Source organism: Bradyrhizobium sp. STM 3566 (genome assembly GCF_045571445.1).
Lineage (GTDB): Bacteria > Pseudomonadota > Alphaproteobacteria > Rhizobiales > Xanthobacteraceae > Bradyrhizobium > Bradyrhizobium vignae.
The window spans coordinates 1207384-1224125 of the sequence record NZ_CP120692.1 but is presented as its reverse complement, the minus strand read 5'-3'; the positions used below and the strand labels follow the sequence as shown (position 1 = coordinate 1224125).

At 63.3% G+C, this 16742-nt stretch carries 12 protein-coding genes, 1 tRNA gene and 1 pseudogene; 3 read left to right on the top strand and 11 right to left on the bottom strand.

Annotation, left to right across the window (positions count from 1 at the left end; all coding sequences use genetic code 11):
* Window positions 1–116: 116 nt before the first annotated feature.
* Entirely contained in the window at window positions 117–1646 is a 1530-nt protein-coding gene (locus P6U27_RS05875; RefSeq protein ID WP_407193730.1) for an MFS transporter, read from the top strand.
* A gap of 133 nt (window positions 1647–1779) precedes the next feature.
* On the opposite strand, the gene P6U27_RS05870 is transcribed toward P6U27_RS05875, so the two are convergent.
* From P6U27_RS05870 to P6U27_RS05860, 3 genes are all read right to left on the bottom strand, one after another.
* On the bottom strand, window positions 1780–2724 hold the full coding sequence (locus tag P6U27_RS05870) for a DUF5996 family protein (RefSeq protein WP_122401054.1): 945 nt from the start codon (window positions 2722–2724) through the stop codon (window positions 1780–1782).
* Window positions 2725–3110: 386 nt separating this feature from the next.
* On the bottom strand, window positions 3111–3320 hold the full coding sequence (locus tag P6U27_RS05865; protein WP_245163395.1) for a hypothetical protein: 210 nt from the start codon (window positions 3318–3320) through the stop codon (window positions 3111–3113).
* Window positions 3321–3454: 134 nt separating this feature from the next.
* Complete coding sequence (locus tag P6U27_RS05860) at window positions 3455–3763, bottom strand: DUF1330 domain-containing protein (RefSeq protein WP_129142538.1); 309 nt, start codon at window positions 3761–3763, stop codon at window positions 3455–3457.
* A 349-nt stretch (window positions 3764–4112) separates the two neighbouring features.
* On the opposite strand from P6U27_RS05860, the pseudogene P6U27_RS05855 reads away from it, so the two are divergent.
* Window positions 4113–5308 (top strand): annotated as a pseudogene (locus P6U27_RS05855) (IS256 family transposase).
* 300 nt (window positions 5309–5608) lie between these two features.
* On the opposite strand, the gene P6U27_RS05850 reads toward P6U27_RS05855, so the two are convergent.
* From P6U27_RS05850 to P6U27_RS05830, 5 genes are all read right to left on the bottom strand, one after another.
* Entirely contained in the window at window positions 5609–6109 is a 501-nt protein-coding gene (locus P6U27_RS05850) for a LysE family translocator (protein ID WP_245509748.1), read from the bottom strand.
* Window positions 6110–6655: 546 nt separating this feature from the next.
* A complete protein-coding gene (locus P6U27_RS05845) occupies window positions 6656–6979 on the bottom strand; it encodes a hypothetical protein (RefSeq protein WP_129146192.1) in 324 nt (107 codons plus the stop codon).
* Between the two features lie 32 nt (window positions 6980–7011).
* Window positions 7012–7953, bottom strand: a complete 942-nt coding sequence (locus P6U27_RS05840; protein WP_407193729.1) for an IS630 family transposase — start codon at window positions 7951–7953, stop codon at window positions 7012–7014.
* A gap of 140 nt (window positions 7954–8093) precedes the next feature.
* Window positions 8094–8170 (bottom strand) — tRNA-His (locus P6U27_RS05835).
* A gap of 367 nt (window positions 8171–8537) precedes the next feature.
* The gene (locus P6U27_RS05830; protein WP_122401052.1) at window positions 8538–8972 is read right to left on the bottom strand and encodes a phasin; all 435 of its coding nucleotides are present in this window, start codon (window positions 8970–8972) and stop codon (window positions 8538–8540) included.
* A gap of 702 nt (window positions 8973–9674) precedes the next feature.
* On the opposite strand from P6U27_RS05830, the gene P6U27_RS05825 reads away from it, so the two are divergent.
* The gene (locus tag P6U27_RS05825) at window positions 9675–13043 is read left to right on the top strand and encodes a PAS domain S-box protein (RefSeq protein WP_129146193.1); all 3369 of its coding nucleotides are present in this window, start codon (window positions 9675–9677) and stop codon (window positions 13041–13043) included.
* Between the two features lie 94 nt (window positions 13044–13137).
* Here P6U27_RS05825 and P6U27_RS05820 read toward each other — a convergent pair whose 3' ends face one another.
* The 3 genes from P6U27_RS05820 to serA form a co-directional block, all read right to left on the bottom strand.
* A complete protein-coding gene (locus P6U27_RS05820) occupies window positions 13138–13359 on the bottom strand; it encodes a hypothetical protein (RefSeq protein ID WP_376707306.1) in 222 nt (73 codons plus the stop codon).
* Between the two features lie 349 nt (window positions 13360–13708).
* Complete coding sequence (locus tag P6U27_RS05815; protein ID WP_122401049.1) at window positions 13709–14881, bottom strand: acetyl-CoA C-acyltransferase; 1173 nt, start codon at window positions 14879–14881, stop codon at window positions 13709–13711.
* Window positions 14882–15097: 216 nt separating this feature from the next.
* Window positions 15098–16687, bottom strand: coding sequence for a phosphoglycerate dehydrogenase (gene serA, locus P6U27_RS05810; protein WP_122401048.1), 1590 nt, complete (start codon window positions 16685–16687; stop codon window positions 15098–15100).
* Between the last annotated feature and the right edge of the window lie 55 nt (window positions 16688–16742).

Genomic DNA, 16742 nt, shown 5'->3' with positions numbered 1-16742 from the left:
GGCCAGGAGCCGACCTCCGTCTGAGCGACCCGGCGAAATGGGCGAAACCGGCGGTTGCCAACGGTACCCTCGAGGCGCACGCTGACCGCGACAGCCACGCTTCTCGAGCCCCCCAAATGATTGGTTTCATGCAATCTCCCTGCGACGCCAACGTTATCCGGGTGACACCAGCTTTTGACGCGGCACCGTCGCAAAGACGCAAGCGGCTGACGCTGGCGGCGACCATATTCGGGTCGAGCATGGCATTGGTCGATGGGTCTGTCGTAAATATCGCCCTGCCGACGATTCAGCACGTCGTGCATGCAAGCGTGGCCGCGACCCAATGGATCGTTAATGCTTACCTGCTGCTGCTAAGCGCTACGGTGCTGGTTGGAGGGGCGGCTGCCGATCTTTACGGCCGTCGACGCATCTTTGTTTTCGGCATTACGATATTCACCTTGGCCTCTATTACGTGCGGCCTGTCCCCCAACATCACGGTGCTAGTCGCAAGCCGCGCAATTCAAGGGGTTGGCGCCGCGTTCCTCATCCCGGCGAGCCTCGCGATGTTGGGAGCGACTTTTGACGAGCACGAGCGCAATCATGCGATCGGAGTATGGGCTGGTGTCGGCGCGCTGACCGCCGCCGTCGGCCCGGTATTGGGCGGCTGGCTCGTCGATCAGGTGTCGTGGCGCGCGATTTTTCTGCTCAATGTGCCGCTGGCGGCCGTCGCGGCGGGACTTGCGAGCTTCGCAGGCGAAAGCCGAAATGACAGCGCAAAATCGTTGGACTGGACCGGAGCGGCCACCATCGCCGCCGCTCTCGCCTCGATCACCTGGGGGCTTAACGCCATTCCGGCCTCGGGATTTTCTGACAGAACCGTAGTCGGCGCGCTCGGATCGGGATTTCTATTGCTCTTGTTATTTCTCGCAATCGAAGCCCGGCTCGGCGCACGAGCAATGATGCCGCTATCGCTGTACGGTTCGCGCAGTTTTGCCGCAGCCAACGCATTGACGCTGTTGCTTTATTTTGCGCTAGGCGGTGCGCTGTATTATCTGCCGTTTGGCTTGATCCGGCTCGGCGGCTACTCCGCGACACAGGCCGGTGCAGCACTGCTTCCATTTGCTCTCATCATGGGTTTCGGCGCGCAATTCGCCGGCATGCTTTCCGACCGTTTCGGGCCGCAGCAGTCGCTCACCTTCGGGCCCGTCATCGCAGGCTGCGGTCTGGCGCTGCTGGCTTTTGCCGATTTCCGACAATCCTACTGGGCCGGAGCGTTTCCGGCGATCTGCGTATTTGGCATCGGTATGACCATCACGGTCCCGCCGCTGACGTCGATGGTAATGTCGTCGGTGGGTGACGCCCACGCAGGACTCGCTTCGGGCGTCAACAACGCGGTCGCCCGGGTGGCAGGTCTCTTTGCAGTCGCGGCGCTTGGCGCCGTTTTGTTTGCCAGCTTTTCGTATCATCTTGCCGGTGCGCCGCGGGCACAAGCCAACGAAGCGCTGAATGCAATACTGGCCGGACAAGCCGGCATCACCGAAGCCGCAACGGCCGCGTTCGAACGCGCGCTACGCATAGTGTTGCAAGTGGCGGCGCTCTGCTCCTTGCTGGGCGGCATTCTTCTTCGGTTTTGGATCCGACCGATTGGATCGCAAGCGGCGCGTTGAAAGCGAACACCAAGGCAGATCCGAGTCGGGCGGCGCCTACCGTCGATGGGACGAGCAGCCCCGCCGGCATAGCATAGTGGCTCGACGTCGCGCTTAAGGTGCTCTGCCTGAACAACGGGAAGGCTGGTGAACTTCACCTCTTCCTGTTGAGAGGGCGGGGCCGAAGGGGGTGACCAATCGGACATTCGAGCGCGGCACGATCCCAGCCTCCGAGATCCGCTGCCGCACGATAGGTGCTTTCCAGAAACGACATGAGCGTCCCCTCTGGATCGCTTGACTTCCTCACAATGTCGTAGGCCAGGAGATATTCTCCGAGCTTCCGATCGAAATATGCGCCCGTCGGCAAAATCTGTTCGTCGGCAAAGCCGTTCGGAGTGGGATAGGCATAGGAGTAGAAAGCCGCAAAGTCTGTGCCGCCTCCGCCCGGCCAGAAGCCGGCGGATGAGACTTCATCACTGTACGCCTCGCGCGTCACTTCATCAGGTAAACCCGGTACGCCCCCCGGGTGAAGCGGAGCAGGACGTCCGGAGAAGCGCGTCACCGCGAGATCGAAGCTGCCCCAAAAGAGATGGACTGGACTGACCTTTCCGGTGAAGCCCGTCCGAAACCGATGAAAAACACCGTCGATTGCAACCAGGGCCCTGAAGAACCGCGTGGCGGCGTCTGCATCATAGGGGCGGATCTGACGGTCGTCCTGAAAAGCGATTGGATCAGGGACTTCATTGGGCCGGCCGTCGAATTCCGGTGTGCCGCCGAGACGTCCCACCAGCTCACAGAACCTGGTGTGGAAGTCGGCAACGGACATCGGCCCGAGCGCCATTTCAACCCTGCGCCCGTCAGAGGCCTCTGCGATCACGATATGGCGGGAGAGATCGAAGGTGATCTCGATACCTGAGGCGTCTGGAACCAGTGAAGTCGTGAGCCCGCGAGCATTCACGTAGAAAGTCGCGTGCCATGAATGGTTGATCCACGGCGTCCTCGCGAGCCGATACTTGCCGGCAACTTGGCAATACAAATGAAGCGCAGAACAGGTTTCGCGCCATGTCTCGAAGGGGATTTCCGGCCAGATCGCGCTCATGGGGTTTCCTCCTTTGTGCTTGGTCGCCCGGACGAGGCGCTCGTATCGTTATTTCACATATGAGCCTTGACGATGGCGCGTCGCCAAGTTCGTTGAGGTCCGGCCATTTTCCCAAGGCTATCGGCGGTCCGGTTCCTTGCACGCCACGTCCGGTCTGCACTTAAGAGCCGACGCTTGGACGAGCGTCGCGTTAGTCAGCCTCGGGCCACAAGCGGACATGGCGGCCTAGTTTGAACTTGAAGGTGGCCTAGTTTGAGTTGAAGAACGATTGGACCTGATCCACAACGCCATGGGCAGAGCAACCGTCAGAGCTAGTGCGGGCACACCAATCGTCACCACAGCAAAAACCGCCGGGTTGGTGGTGCCGAACAGGTACATAACGAGTATTACCAGTCGATCACGACCAAGCCGATCAAACGGCCTTTCATTGCTGTGCTCATTTTGCTCCGCCCAGGCCAGCTTTGAACACCGGGCACGCCCAATGGTAGGTTGCGCAGCATCGGTCGATCAACCGAAAAGATCGGCGTGCTAAACGATGAATGAAACGGGTTGTGATTTCCGCGTTGGGTCAAAAGACTGCCCTCGGCAGCCAGCATGCCCTTGGTCGGGTCACCTCTCGGAAGCGGACATTGCCGCGCAGGTCAGTCACGGGCCAGAAGGAGACTTTCGGTGGTGCTAACGACCTACGAGGCAAAATCAGGCTGCGTGGTGCGCGCCGCCAAAGCGGGGTTCAATCCGTGGGCTGCGGGCCGTCGTAGCCTTCGATCACGATGATGTCGATGTCCACGGCGCCGGCGCGCAGTTCCCTCGCCTTGGTGTATTCAGGTGAGCGGTAGCAGGCGAGCGCGGTTTCGTAGTCCTTGAACTCGATCACGATGTTACGCTCGCGCGACTTGCCCTCCACCGCCTCGAAGGTGCCGCCGCGCACCCGGAATTTCGCACCGTATTTGCGGAGCACCGCCGTGAGGGCGGGGCCGTAGGCTTTGGTGTATTCGGGTTTGATCACATCGATGCGCCCGATCCAATACGCGTTCGGCATGTTGTCCTCCTCATCTTTGCATTCTCAAGTCAAAAGGGGCCACTGGCGGTTGAATTGCCCGCCGTGCCGATGGTTCCGTTGGGTTGACGATACCGTTGGGCTTGAGGGTAGTGGCCCGGCGGGTGGACCGTCGAGGTCCGTTCAGGGGCAAAATGCGAAGTATTCAGGTTGAGCAAATCTGGCCCGCTCTGGAGTTGTGAGCGGACCTCCGGCAGACACAGCGCAACTCCGCAGATGGGCCGTGTGTGGGTAGTGTGCGGGAGGTTCTGCAAAAGCTGAGAGGCTGAAGCGGTCATGGTAAGTCCGGTGATTGCGAAGATCACCGCTCGTAGAGGAGCTTGGACCCGCCATGACCGTGACGAAGATTAGGACGGATGTCTCTGCAGTCAAAGAGTTGTTGAGGTCGGACAAGGAGTTCCTGAAGCCGCTGATCCAGGGTGCGGTGCAGGACATTCTCGAAGCCGAGATGACGGAGACGCTGGGTGCGGAGAAAGGGGAGCGCAGCGAGGGGCGGCTTGGCTATCGCTCCGGCTACTATTCCCGCTCGCTGATCACCCGGGTCGGCAAGATCGAGCCGAAGGTGCCGCAGGACAGGCAGGGACGGTTCTCGACCGAGCTGTTCGAGCGCTACCAGCGCTCGGAGAAGGCGCTGGTAGCGGCCTTGGCCGAGATGTACGTGCAAGGGGTCTCGACCCGGAAGGTGAAGCAGGTCACCGAGGAGCTGGTGGGCCATGCCTTCTCGGCCTCGGCGATCAGCGCGATCAACAAGCGGCTGGATGCGTCGCTGAAGGCGTTCTGCGAGCGCAAGCTCAAGGAGCCGTTCCCTTATCTGATCCTGGACGCCCGTTACGAGCGCGTCAGGGACGATGGCATCATCGCGAGCCAGGCGGTGCTGATCGCGATCGGGGTCGACTGGGAGGGCCGGCGTCAGGTGCTCGCGGTTGATCTCGCCAACCGGGAGAGCCGATCGAGCTGGAAGGAGTTTTGGAAGGCCTGAAGGCCCGCGGCCTGCATGGCGTCGAGTTCGTCGTTTCCGATGATCATCCGGGCTTGAAGAAGGCCATTCCCGAAGTTCTCACCGGCGTGTTCTGGCAGCGCTGTTATGTGCACTTCCTCAGGAACGCGCTCGACTATGTGCCTCGGAAGGTCGATGACGATTGCCTGCTGGAGCTCAGATGGATGTACGACCGGCGCGACCTCTCGGAGGTCCGGCGCGATCTGGCCGCCTGGCTCGGCAAATGGGGCGGCAAGTACCCCAAGCTCACCGGCTGGGTGGAAGAGAACATCGAGGAGACGCTCACCTACTTCCGCCTGCCGCTGGCGCACCGCAAACACATGAAGTCGACCAATATGCTGGAGAGACTCAACGAGGAGATCCGGCGGCGCACCTACGTGGTGCGGATCTTCCCCAATGCCGAGAGCTGCTTGCGGCTGGTGCGCGCCTTGACCGTCGAGCGTCACGAGACCTGGCTCGAGGATCATCGCTATCTCAACATGGACCTGCTCAAGGAACACAAGAAGGAGGCGTTACGCCAGGCGGCCTGACGATGCTCAGGCCCACCAAGGGGATGCACGCCACCCCTCTCCGCCGCCGTCGCTCGCCAGCGCTGCGCTTTTGGGCAAGCGAGCGACGGCGGCTCCGAGGGGATGGCTCGGCCGGACCCCATGATCAATTTTGCTGAACTTGACGCACAGAACTCGTGTGTGGACGGCTCCGGCGCAGCGAAGATGTGCCCATGTAACGATGTGGCTCGACGTCAGAGTCGCCCCTCGAGCCGCCCGATGTCTTCAGATTTCAAAATGTTCACGCACCAACAAGATCGTCGGGCTTGGTGGAGGCAACGGTCACGTGCGACTCGTTAGCAATTTGATGCCGGCAAAGCAGAAGAAGGTGCCCAGCGCTAAGTCGATTGAGCGGCGCGCCCTCCGGTAAATGAGCACGATGCGCTCGGTGGAGAAGGCGAGCGCATAGAGAAGGTGGCCAACGACGGAGAGAAACGTCGTACCCGCAATGATCACCGCAATCACCCACCAGGGTGGATCGGCCTGGAGGCCGAGCGACATGAGTGCGATCCATGCCAAGGCGGCTTTTGGATTCGTCATCTGCGCGATCAGTCCGCGCATGAAGAACGGAAAGGCCGATTGCGGCCCAAGGTGATCCCGGGTCTCGATCGGTCTTGGACAAGCGGCCGATCGAAAAGCCCTGAAACCGAGCCACAAGAGATAGAGACCCCCGATGATCTTGATGAAGACGAGAGTTGAGGCATACGCGGCCACCAGCGCCGTCAGAGCAGCGCCCGTCAGCAAGCCCCAAAACAACGACCCGATCGAGACCCCGAGTGCCACCGCGCCGAACGCATTATCGAGTGAGCCACCAAGTCGGCTCAGGGTCAAAAGCGCCGTTCTGACCAGCGGTCGGGTGCTTCCGGTTTACCCCCGACTCCGGACATCTCGCCGCGACGCGCTAACGGAAGCGATGGGCCACGAGCAGATCTTCGTGCGCACCTGTCACGAAGCCTGGTGCATCGAGTCGAGCTCGGCGATAAGGCGTGTCAGGTTTGCTACAGCGCGTGGACGGGCCTCGCGCAGACGCTCGAGGATACGTACTCCTTCGGGACTTGACCTTACGCCGGTGTCCGGAAAACCAGTGCCGGATAACCTATGCTGGTCGATCCAACGACGCAGCTCCTTATCGGCCCCCATCGCCGTTCATTTCGCAAAGTGTCCAGCATCGTGCTCAAATAATCTGCCGCGAGCTCTACTGACGGAATTGGCGCACATAAGTCATTCTTGATCGCGTCATCGCCATAAGATGCTTCCACATGCGCAATCAAGGCCGCACTCAAACTGAGACGTCCCGGGCGCACCTGCTGGCGCGTGATCTCTTCCGCATCAAAGACCGAAACCGACGGGCGTTTCCTGAATGCTTTCGCGGTACAATCGACATAAAGGTCGTCCGGCGCCGCTTCGACCTTGCCTCTCTCGAGAACTATGGCGTCGCGTCGGTGGACCGAACACTTTGCTGTGGACACTACCGGGATGGCCGGGGCGCTTGCCGATCAACAAGGGCTTCCCGGTCTCTTGGGACCTCACCCGCGCCCACTCTTCAGCCTTGGCTATGGCCTCATCGCGGCCCGCAGCTTGAATGATGCTGCGAGCATAGGTGTTGTCGTTGTCGCAAATATCGACAAGCACAGCGTCACTTTCGTCGTTCATCGTCCCCGCGTGATAGCTAGAGCATGATGTTTTTATACGGAAACATAGCCTGAGTTTTTGAAGTAGTTGGTGCACTCCTCCTTGGAGAAGAGATCGAGGAGTTCACCAACCTTTCTCCAGGTTGCCTCCACGTCACGGGGCTCGGCAGCTCGCATGAGATGTTTGAGTTTGGCGAAGACCTGCTCGATCGGATTGAGGTCCGGGCTGTAGGGCGGCAAGAAGATGCGGTGGGCGCCTCTGGCGCGGATGGCTTGGCGAGCCGCTTTGCCCTTGTGGCTGCCAAGATTGTCGAGAACGACGATCTCACCCGGTGCGAGGGTGGGTGCCAACACCTTCTCGACGTACAGCGTGAAGAGCTCACCATTGATGGGACCATCAATCACCCAAGGCGCGCTGATCCGATCGTGACGCAGCGCCGCGATGAAGGTCATTGTCTTCCAATGGCCGAAAGGTGCAGAGGCTTGGAGGCGCTGCCCGCAATGCCCCCAGCCGCGCAGTGGTGCCATATTGGTTTTGATCCACGTCTCGTCGATAAACACCAACCGCGCGACGTCGATCCTGCCTTGATGTGCTTTCCAGCGGGTCCGCTTACGGGCGACGTCGGGACGATCCTGCTCGGCTGGTAGAATCGTTTTTTTGAAGCTGAGCCCTTCGGTGTGAACAAAAGTCCACACCGCCCGCACGTCTGTCTTGATCCCGCGTGCAGCCAGTTCCTGCGTCAGCTTGCGCAAAGTGAATGGCCCCGAGCGAATGCGTTTGCGCAGCCAGTCGGCGTTGGCATCCGACAGAACCCGCTTCTTGTGGCCGCCGATTTGGCCAGGTGACAGGCCTCCGGTATCCCGTCTCAGATTCTTCCACTTCCTCACGCAGGAGGCGCTGATCTGGAGCGCCTCGGCAATCGAACGAACTGTTTCTCCCGCGTCAGCTCGCGCCAAAGCCCGTTCCCGGATGTCTTCCGAATAGGGTCGCGTCATCCATGCCGGCCTCCGCCCTCCAGCATGGATGTTGAATCAGAAATCGCTCCCGGTGGGAATCCCGATTCCAGCCAAAAACAACATGCTCTAATTGGTAGCTACGCGACCTTTTGAACCAACCCGATTTAGGCTGAGAACATTGGTACAGTTGGGTGGGCTCGAACCACCGACCTCCTGTTCCACAGACAGGCGCTCTAACCAACTGAGCTACAACTGCATCCTGGCGAGCCGCGCCTTGGGACGCCCTGATTGGGCCGGTCACCGAGGGGGCTGGACGGGGCGGAAACTAGGTGCAACGGGGGTTTTTGGCAAGGCCGCAATGGGGTGAAAAACCGGCGGAAATCACCTTCGGTGCGAGGAAATCGGACGCGGTGGCGGGCGTCGAGGGTTGCGCCCCCCTCTCTCGCTTGCGGCAGGGCAGCGCATATGACGCTGGCGCTTAGGGCGCTGAAGCTTCCACATCGTCATGGCCGGGCTTGTCCCGGCATGACGACCTTCCCGGATTCCTACATGTGCAAGCAGGAGAGGTGAAAAAAACCCGGGCCTTTCGGCCCGGGTTTCTTAGCTCAAACCGGCCTCACCGCTCAGGCGGCGGGCTGGTAGAACTTCGAGGCGCTCGCCTTGATCGGCTCGGCGGTCTCGGCGGCGACGCGCTGGGTGAGCTCGACCAGCTCCTTGGCCTGGGACTGGAAGGTCTCGAGCTGCTTGCGGGCGTGGCCGGTCCACAGCTCCAAGGCTTCCGACGGCGACTTGGCGCCGAACAGCTGCTGGGCGAAGTCGAGCTGGGCGTTGGAGTTGGCCTTCATGAACTCGACCAGCTTGGCGGTGTACTCGCTCGCGCCTTTGCTGGCGCAGGTGAACACGGCCTCGACGGTGCCGTTGTGGGTTTCGGCGGCGTCCTTGAACTTGGCGTAGTTCTCGCGGGCCTGCGCCGCGCCCTTCTCGGCGAACGCACGCATCTGCTCAGGAACCTCGAACGGGATGATCGAGGCAGAAAACGGATCAGTCGCACCTGTCATGTTGGTCCCTCACGCAAATTGAAAAAGTGGAGTGAGCCTTCTGGCGCGCCCGCCGGCCCCGATTGTGGACCCTGGCATTGAGCGGGAACGTAAGACTGGAAACGCGAAACAAACGAGATGGCTCGCCCAGCGCCCAGCACTATGGCTGCCTATCATGTCAACATTGTGCATCGCAATCGTCCTGAGGATGCGTTGCGAAAGTAATCTCGTAGAGGGTGAAGTTCCAAGGCGGGGGAACCGCGGGTTGAGGTAGTGCGGTGCCTGCTTGGCCGCCTTTTGCCCACCGTTGGGGAGGAGGGTCGGCTCGCTACGGGTCAGCCATGCGAGGCGCGGCGGGCTGATCTGTCCACATGAGGATCGCCTGCGGGGAGAGACTGTCACCCCACCTCGGTTCGCTCTCCGTTTCGCTGCATGCGAACCGATCCTCCCCCTCCAGGCCCTCCAGAGGAGGATGGGCAGCTGCGATGCCGCGTGAAGGCACATCTCTTGGCAAGCCAGCCTGAAGACGCGAATCCCTTGGCGAATCCCTTGGATGAAGCTGGCTGCGGCTTGCGGGTCTGGGCGCATTAAGGTTATCGCCGCTTGGGGGGCTCTTGCGGGCTTGCGGCCGTGGACCTGCCCGCGCCTTCCGGGCGATACTAACCCTTTCTTAAGGCTGCCATTCCCGGCGGCCGCCCTGATGCGTGAGCGACAGCCGGCCTTATGACGCGTTCGGATTTCCAGTTGCGAGGGGTAGGCGATCCGCGGCTGGCCGTGCATGCGACCTCTCCTTTGCCGGCCTGGCTGTGGTCGATCGACGGCGCGCGCGTGCTGTGGGCCAATCCAGTCGGCGCAAGACTGTTCGGCGCGGCGAATAGCGCAGGCCTTGCGGACAAGGTGTTCGGCCCGGCGGATAGCCATCGCCGTCAGGTTATCAGGCTCGCGCACCAGCTGCCGGCGAACGGCGCGGTGCGGCTCGAGCGGCTGCGCGGCTTCGGCGCCCGGCTCGGCACACTGATGACCTGCGCCTGCGCGCGGCTCGACTTCGCCGATGGCGGCCATGCCGTGCTCATCACCGCGATGGACCCGACGCTGCGCCCGATGCCGCTGGTGGAGCGGCTGCATCGCCTCGTTGCGGGCGCCAATGTGCCGATGGCGGCGTTCGCGCCGGATGGATTGTTCGTCGGAGCGAGCGAGGCAGCCCGCTCCCTGCTCGGCTTTCGCGATCTCTTTGAGGCCGGCCTCGATCGGGCCCGCAGCGATGCGCTGACAACCGGCCGCGCCGCGACGCCGATCGGGATCGGCCAGATGGTGCTGCAGCGGGTCGGCACCGGGGCCGATGTCGGGCTGGTCGCGCTGATCGAGCCCGGTGCCGCGCACAAGGCGCCCGCAGCGGTCGCGCCGGAGAACACGACGAATGCCGTCGCCGAAGCGCCGGTTGAATCCGCACCGCGGGAGGCCGCGGTGACGGGCGAGCCGTCATCGCTGGAGGAGCCGGGCGGCATCGCATTGTTCGACGCCTTCGCGGAGCCGGTCGACGCAAACGAAACAGCCGAGCCGATGACGCCCGCGTCCGAACCGGCCGAAGCGGCCGTGGAGGCGCCGGTGCCCGACCAGAGGAGTGAGGCCGCGGCCAAAACTCCGGTTGAAAACCACTGCTCGGCCCTTGTGTCGGCGCAGGCTACGCCGATCACTGTCGGCATGGTCGAGCCGCCGTCGGGCCAAGGGGCCTCGGGCCAGCAAGAGCCGCCCGCACCGCGTCAGCATCCGCTGCGCTTCCTCTGGCAGTCGGATGCAGAGGGCCGCTTTGTGCTTCTCTCCGATGAATTCATCCGCCTGATCGGCGCGCGCACGGCCGCCGGCTTCGGCCGCCCCTGGCGCGAGATCGCCGAGCAATTCTCGCTCGATCCGGACGGGCGCGTGGCAAAGGCGCTCGAGAGCCACGACACCTGGGCCGGCATCACCGTGAGCTGGCCGGCCGATGGCGGCGAGCACATTCCGGTCGAGCTTGCGGGCCTGCCGGTCTACGATCGCGAGCACAACTTTGCGGGCTTCAAAGGATTCGGCGTCTGCCGCGATCTCGACGGCCTCAACCGGCTCGAGGCGCTCAGGCGCTTCGAGCCGCTCGGCGCGCCGCCGGCGCAGCAGGGCCGCTCCGCTGACGTCGTCGAACCTAAGCCCAAATCCGAAGCAGAGCCCGAAGCAGCGGCGGCGGCGCCGCCAGTCGAGCCACCCGAGCCGACAGCCGAGCCCGACCTGCCAGAGCCCACAAGCGACGCGACTTCACACCCAACCGATCTGGACACGCCCGTGGAAACGCCTCCCAATGTCGTGCCGTTCCGCCCGCCCGGAGATACGCGCGCCCCGACGCTGACGCCGGTCGAGAACAGCGCGTTCAACGAGCTCGCTCGGCAATTGTCCGAGCGGCTCGAACGCGAGCGCGAGACCATCGCGGCGGATACGGCCGAGCCGGCGGCGGAGATCTCGGCCGAACCGCCGGAGCCGCTGCAGGCTGCAGCCGAATGGCTGGCCGAGCCGGCACCGCCGGCGAGCGGCGCCAGCGCGCGCGACCGCATGCTGCTCGACCTCCTGCCGACGGGCATCCTGATCTATCGGCTCGACCGCCTGCTCTACGCCAATCCCGCCTTCCTCGCGCGCATGGGCTATGCCAGCCTGAACGCGCTGGAGGATGCAGGCGGACTTGACGCGCTCTATGTCGAGCCTGGCGTGTCATCGGCGAGCAGCACCTCGCAAGGCGGCACGCCGGTTGCGATCAGCGCGACGGTCGCGAACGGGCAAGCGCCGCTGGCGACGACAAATGCGCATCTGCACACGATCGACTGGGACGGCGAGAGCGCGCATGCGCTGATCTGCGCAGGGCCGCAGGCGGCCCCCATCACCGCGGCGGCTGCCGTCACAGAGACCCTGGTGGCCGACTCCGTTGTCGCGGACTCCTACGCGGCGGACGTGGAGCCCGCGGCCGGCGATGCCGATGCCGAGGATCTCGCCGCCATCCTCGACACCACCGCCGAGGGCATCGTCATGTTCGATGCCGAAGGCAACATCCACGCCTGCAACCGCAGCGCGGAAGCGTTGTTCGGCTATGACGGGCAAGCGCTGCTCGAGCAGAATTTGCTGACGCTGTTCGCGCCCGAGAGCCAGCAGATCGTCGCCGACTATCTGGGAAGCCTGAAGAGCCAGGACATCTCCAGCCTGCTCGACCACGGCCGCGAGGTGCTGGGACGCGAGAAGAAGGGCGGCGTGATTCCGCTCGCCATGATCATGGGCCGCACGCGGCCGGACGGGCCGAACTTCTTCGCCGTGTTCCGCGACCTCTCGCAGAGCAAGAAGGGCGAGAGCGAATTGATCCAGGCCCGCCGCCTCGTCGACGGCGCAGCCAATGCCAAGGCCGACATGCTGGCGCGGATCAGCCACGAGATCCGCACGCCGCTCAACGCCATCATCGGCTTTGCCGAGGTGATGATCTCCGAACGCTTCGGCGCGCTCGGCAACGAGCGCTATGGTGAATACATGAAGGACATCCGCGCTTCCGGCGAGCGCGTCATCACCATCATCGACGATTTGCTGGAGCTGTCGCGGATCGAGACCGGCAAGCTCGATCTCAATTTCGCCAACCTCAATCTCAACGACCTGGTCGAGGCCTGCGTCACGGTGATGCAGCCGCAGGCCAATCGCGAGCGCATCATCATCCGCACCTCGCTCGGGCATGCGCTGCCGCAGGTGAACGCGGACGCGCGCGCGATGCGGCAGATCACCATGAACCTGATCTCGAACTCGATCCGGCTTGCGACCGCCGGCGGCCAGGTCATCGTCTCGACGGCACTCACCGACCGCGGCGAGATCGCGCTGCGCATCCGCGACACCGGCCACGGCCTCACCGAGCGCGAGGTCGCCGCCGCAATGGAGCCGTTCCGCACCCCGCCGCCCGGCGATGCCGCCGACAATTCCGCGCTCAGCCTGTCGCTGACGAAAGCGCTGGTCGAAGCCAACCGCGCCCGCTTCAACATCAAGAGCGCCGGTCATGGCACGCTGATCGAGGTCGTGTTCGCACCGGCGCTGGCGAAGACTTAGAGCGTGTCGCGCCCCCCGGCCTCTCGCTTCAGGAGAGGTGAAGCAAAGCTCCTGCGCAGGAGCTGGTTCCAGAACCGGGCTCTGCTGCGATCACCTATCGCTTCGCGGGCGGACCACTCTTGTTGCCCGGCATGCCCTTGACGTTCGAAGGGTCCTGCTCCTGGACCGAAAGATTTGGGGAGGCCGATCCGACTGTTCCCTTCTGGGCGGGCGGACCGCTCTTGTTGCCGGGTGCTCCCGCGATGCCCGCGCCTGAATTCTGCGCGCTCGGGGACGTGGCAACACCACTGTCGGCACGGTTGCGATCGCCCGGCATGGTTGCGGCCGTGCCCGGCTTATCCTGCTCTCCGACATATCCCGAAGCGCCGGAGTTTTCCGTTTTGATGCCCTTGTCCGCCTCACTCTGCATGTTCGGGTTCGGCGTTGTCTGCTGCGCGATCGCCGGCGCCGCCAGGAGCGGGATCGTCGTCAGGATTGCTGCCATTGTTGAGCGCATGAGCGTTCTCCTCCATCTGCCCCGTCGCGCATAACGCGCGGCCAGCCAAAGATTTCCTGCGCTCGACGAATAAGGCTTCGGTTGCAGACCAGCTTTGCGGCACGGTGGTTCAAACAAAAGGGCACGGCACTTGCCGTGCCGTGCCCTTTTCGTGTTCCTTGCGACGATCTCAGTGATAGATCTCGAACAGGCCGGCGCCGCCCTGGCCGCCGCCGATGCACATCGTCACCACGCCCCACTTGGCCTTGCGGCGCGCGCCTTCCTGCAGCAGATGGCCGGTGAGACGGGCGCCGGTCATGCCGAAGGGATGGCCGATCGCGATCGAGCCGCCGTTGACGTTGTACTTGGCGGGATCGATCTCGAGCTTGTCGCGGCAATATAGGCACTGGCTGGCGAAGGCCTCGTTGAGCTCCCACAGATCGATGTCGTCGATCTTGAGGCCGGTACGCTTCAAGAGCTTCGGAATCGCGAACACCGGGCCGATGCCCATCTCGTCGGGCTCGCAGCCGGCGGTCGCCCAGGCGACGAAGCGGCCGAGCGGCTTGAGGCCGCGCTTCTCGGCATCCTTGGCTTCCATCAGCACCACGGCGGCGGCGCCGTCCGAGAGCTGGCTGGCATTGCCGGCGGTAACGTACTTGCCCGGGCCCTTCACCGGCTCGAGTTTTGCCAACCCTTCCATCGTGGTGTCGGGCCGGTTGCACTCGTCGCGATCGACGACGTAGTCGACGATGCTCTCGGCCTTGGTCTGCTTGTCGACGACCTTCATCTTGGTCTTCATCGGGACGATCTCGTCCTTGAACTTGCCGGCCTGCTGCGCCGCGGCCATGCGGCGCTGCGATTCCAGCGAGTACTCGTCCTGGTATTCGCGGCTGAGCTTGTAGCGCTCGGCGACGATGTCGGCGGTGTCGATCATCGCCATGAAGATGTCGGGAGCGACCTTGAGCAGCTCAGGATCGATCGATTCCTTCGGCGAGCCGCCGCCCGGGATCGAGATGCTTTCGACGCCGCCGGCGACGATGCAGTCGGCCCCGTCGGAGCGGATCGAGTTGGCCGCCATCGCGATGGTCTGCAGACCCGAGGAGCAGAAGCGGTTCACCGAGACGCCGGCGGTGGTCTTCGGCAAGCCCGCAAGCAGCGCCGCCTGGCGGCCGATGTTCGGCGCGCCATGGGCGCAATTGCCGAGATAGCAGTCCTCGACATAGTCCTTCTCGACGCCGGCGCGGCTCACAGCATGCTTGATGGCGTGGGCCGCGAGCGACATCGGCGGTGTGATGTTGAACCCGCCGCGGCCGGATTTGGCGAGACCCGTGCGCGCATAGGAAACGATGACGGCTTCACGCATTGTTTTCTCCCTTTTCGAACGATTTGGAACGGAGCATAGCTACGAGGCGTTCTGGGCGCCATTGGTACACAGTTCGGCAGGCGCGGGGAAAATAAAAACGCCGCCTCCAGTGAGGGAGGCGGCGTTGTTCCGTGGGTCGGAATATATGGTGACGGGCGTGATTAATCTGGCTCTGTCGACTTGCCCTGTCACCTCTCCCTACGGGAGAGGTGAAAATCAGAACGACAGCGCCTTGACCTGCTTGACCTGCGGCAGGGCCTGCACCTTGGCGAGCACGTCGGCCGGCACGGCGCCGTCGACCTCGACCAGCGCAATGGCATCGCTGCCGGGCGCGACGCGGCCGAGATGGAAGGTGGCGATGTTGATCTTGGCATCGCCGAGCAGGCTTGCGAACTTGCCGATGAAGCCCGGCTTGTCCTCGTTGGTGATGTAGATCATCGACTTGCCGAACTCGGCATCGACGCGGATGCCCTTGACGTCGACGAGGCGTGGCTTGCCGTCGTGATAGACGGTGCCGGAGACCGAGCGCTCCTGGCGTTCGGTCGCGACGGTCACGGTGATCAGGCTCTCATAGTCGCTCTGGGCGGCGCGCACGATCTCGTCCACCACCATGCCGCGCTCCTTGGCGACGACCGGCGCCGAGACGACGTTGACCTCGCCCAGCATCGGCCGCAACAGGCCCGACAGCACCGCGGAGGTGATCGCCTTGATCTTCATCTCGGCGACATGGCCCTCATAGGTGATCTCGACCTTGAGGATGCCGGTCTCGGTGAGCTGGCCGGCGAAGGAGCCGAGCTTCTCGGCAAGCGCGATGAACGGCTTCAGCTTCGGAGCTTCTTCGGCCGTGATCGAGGGAAAGTTGACGGCATTCGAGATCGCGCCGGTCAGGAGATAATCCGACATCTGCTCGGCAACCTGGAGCGCAACGTTCTCCTGGGCTTCGGTGGTGGACGCGCCGAGATGCGGCGTGCAGATCACATTGGGATGGCCGAACAGCACGTTCCTGGTAGCGGGCTCCTCGACGAAGACGTCGAAGGCGGCGCCGGCGATATGCTTGGAGTTGAGCGCATCGACCACCGCCTGCTCGTCGACGAGACCGCCACGGGCGCAGTTGATCAGGCGGACGCCCTTCTTCATCTTGGCGATCGCAGCCGCATCGATGATGTTCTTGGTCTTCTCGGTCAGCGGCGTGTGTAACGTGATGAAATCGGCGCGCTTCAAGAGGTCGTCGAGCTCGACCTTCTCGACGCCGATGTCCTTGGCGCGTTCCGGCGACAGGAACGGATCGAACGCGATCACCTTCATGCGCAGGCCGAGCGCGCGGTCGGCGACGATCGAACCGATGTTGCCGCAACCGACGACGCCGAGCACCTTGCCGGTGATTTCGACGCCCATGAAGCGGTTCTTCTCCCACTTGCCGGCCTGGGTCGAGGCGTCCGCCTGCGGGATCTCGCGAGCCAGCGCCAGCATCAGGGTGATGGCGTGCTCGGCGGTCGTGATCGAATTGCCGAACGGCGTGTTCATCACGATGATGCCCTTGGCCGTGGCGGCGGGGATCTCGACGTTGTCGACGCCGATGCCGGCGCGGCCGATCACCTTCAGCCTGGTCGCCTTCTCGATGATCTTGGCGGTCGCCTTGGTCGCGGAGCGGATCGCAAGCCCGTCGTAATTGCCGATGATCTCGGCGAGCTTGTCCTTGTCCTTGCCGAGATTGGGCTGGAAGTCGACCTCGACGCCGCGGTCCTTGAAGATCTGCACGGCAGCGGGCGAGAGCGCGTCGGAAATGAGAACTTTGGGTATGGTCATGGGGATGATCCGTGGTGCGTGCTGCATTTACGGAATGTCATCCGCGGGCTCGACC

Excerpts from the sequence above, each read along its gene's own strand:
- P6U27_RS05815 (WP_122401049.1), bottom strand. The coding sequence starts at position 14,881 with ATGCGTGAAGCCGTCATCGTTTCCTATGCGCGCACGGGTCTCGCCAAA.
- P6U27_RS05875 (WP_407193730.1), top strand. The coding sequence starts at position 117 with ATGATTGGTTTCATGCAATCTCCCTGCGACGCCAACGTTATCCGGGTG.
- P6U27_RS05860 (WP_129142538.1), bottom strand. The coding sequence starts at position 3,763 with ATGCCGAACGCGTATTGGATCGGGCGCATCGATGTGATCAAACCCGAA.
- P6U27_RS05825 (WP_129146193.1), top strand. The coding sequence starts at position 9,675 with ATGACGCGTTCGGATTTCCAGTTGCGAGGGGTAGGCGATCCGCGGCTG.
- P6U27_RS05820 (WP_376707306.1), bottom strand. The coding sequence starts at position 13,359 with ATGCCGGGCGATCGCAACCGTGCCGACAGTGGTGTTGCCACGTCCCCG.
- P6U27_RS05830 (WP_122401052.1), bottom strand. The coding sequence starts at position 8,972 with ATGACAGGTGCGACTGATCCGTTTTCTGCCTCGATCATCCCGTTCGAG.
- P6U27_RS05870 (WP_122401054.1), bottom strand. The coding sequence starts at position 2,724 with ATGAGCGCGATCTGGCCGGAAATCCCCTTCGAGACATGGCGCGAAACC.
- serA (WP_122401048.1), bottom strand. The coding sequence starts at position 16,687 with ATGACCATACCCAAAGTTCTCATTTCCGACGCGCTCTCGCCCGCTGCC.
- P6U27_RS05840 (WP_407193729.1), bottom strand. The coding sequence starts at position 7,953 with ATGACGCGACCCTATTCGGAAGACATCCGGGAACGGGCTTTGGCGCGA.
- P6U27_RS05845 (WP_129146192.1), bottom strand. The coding sequence starts at position 6,979 with ATGAACGACGAAAGTGACGCTGTGCTTGTCGATATTTGCGACAACGAC.
- P6U27_RS05865 (WP_245163395.1), bottom strand. The coding sequence starts at position 3,320 with ATGCTGGCTGCCGAGGGCAGTCTTTTGACCCAACGCGGAAATCACAAC.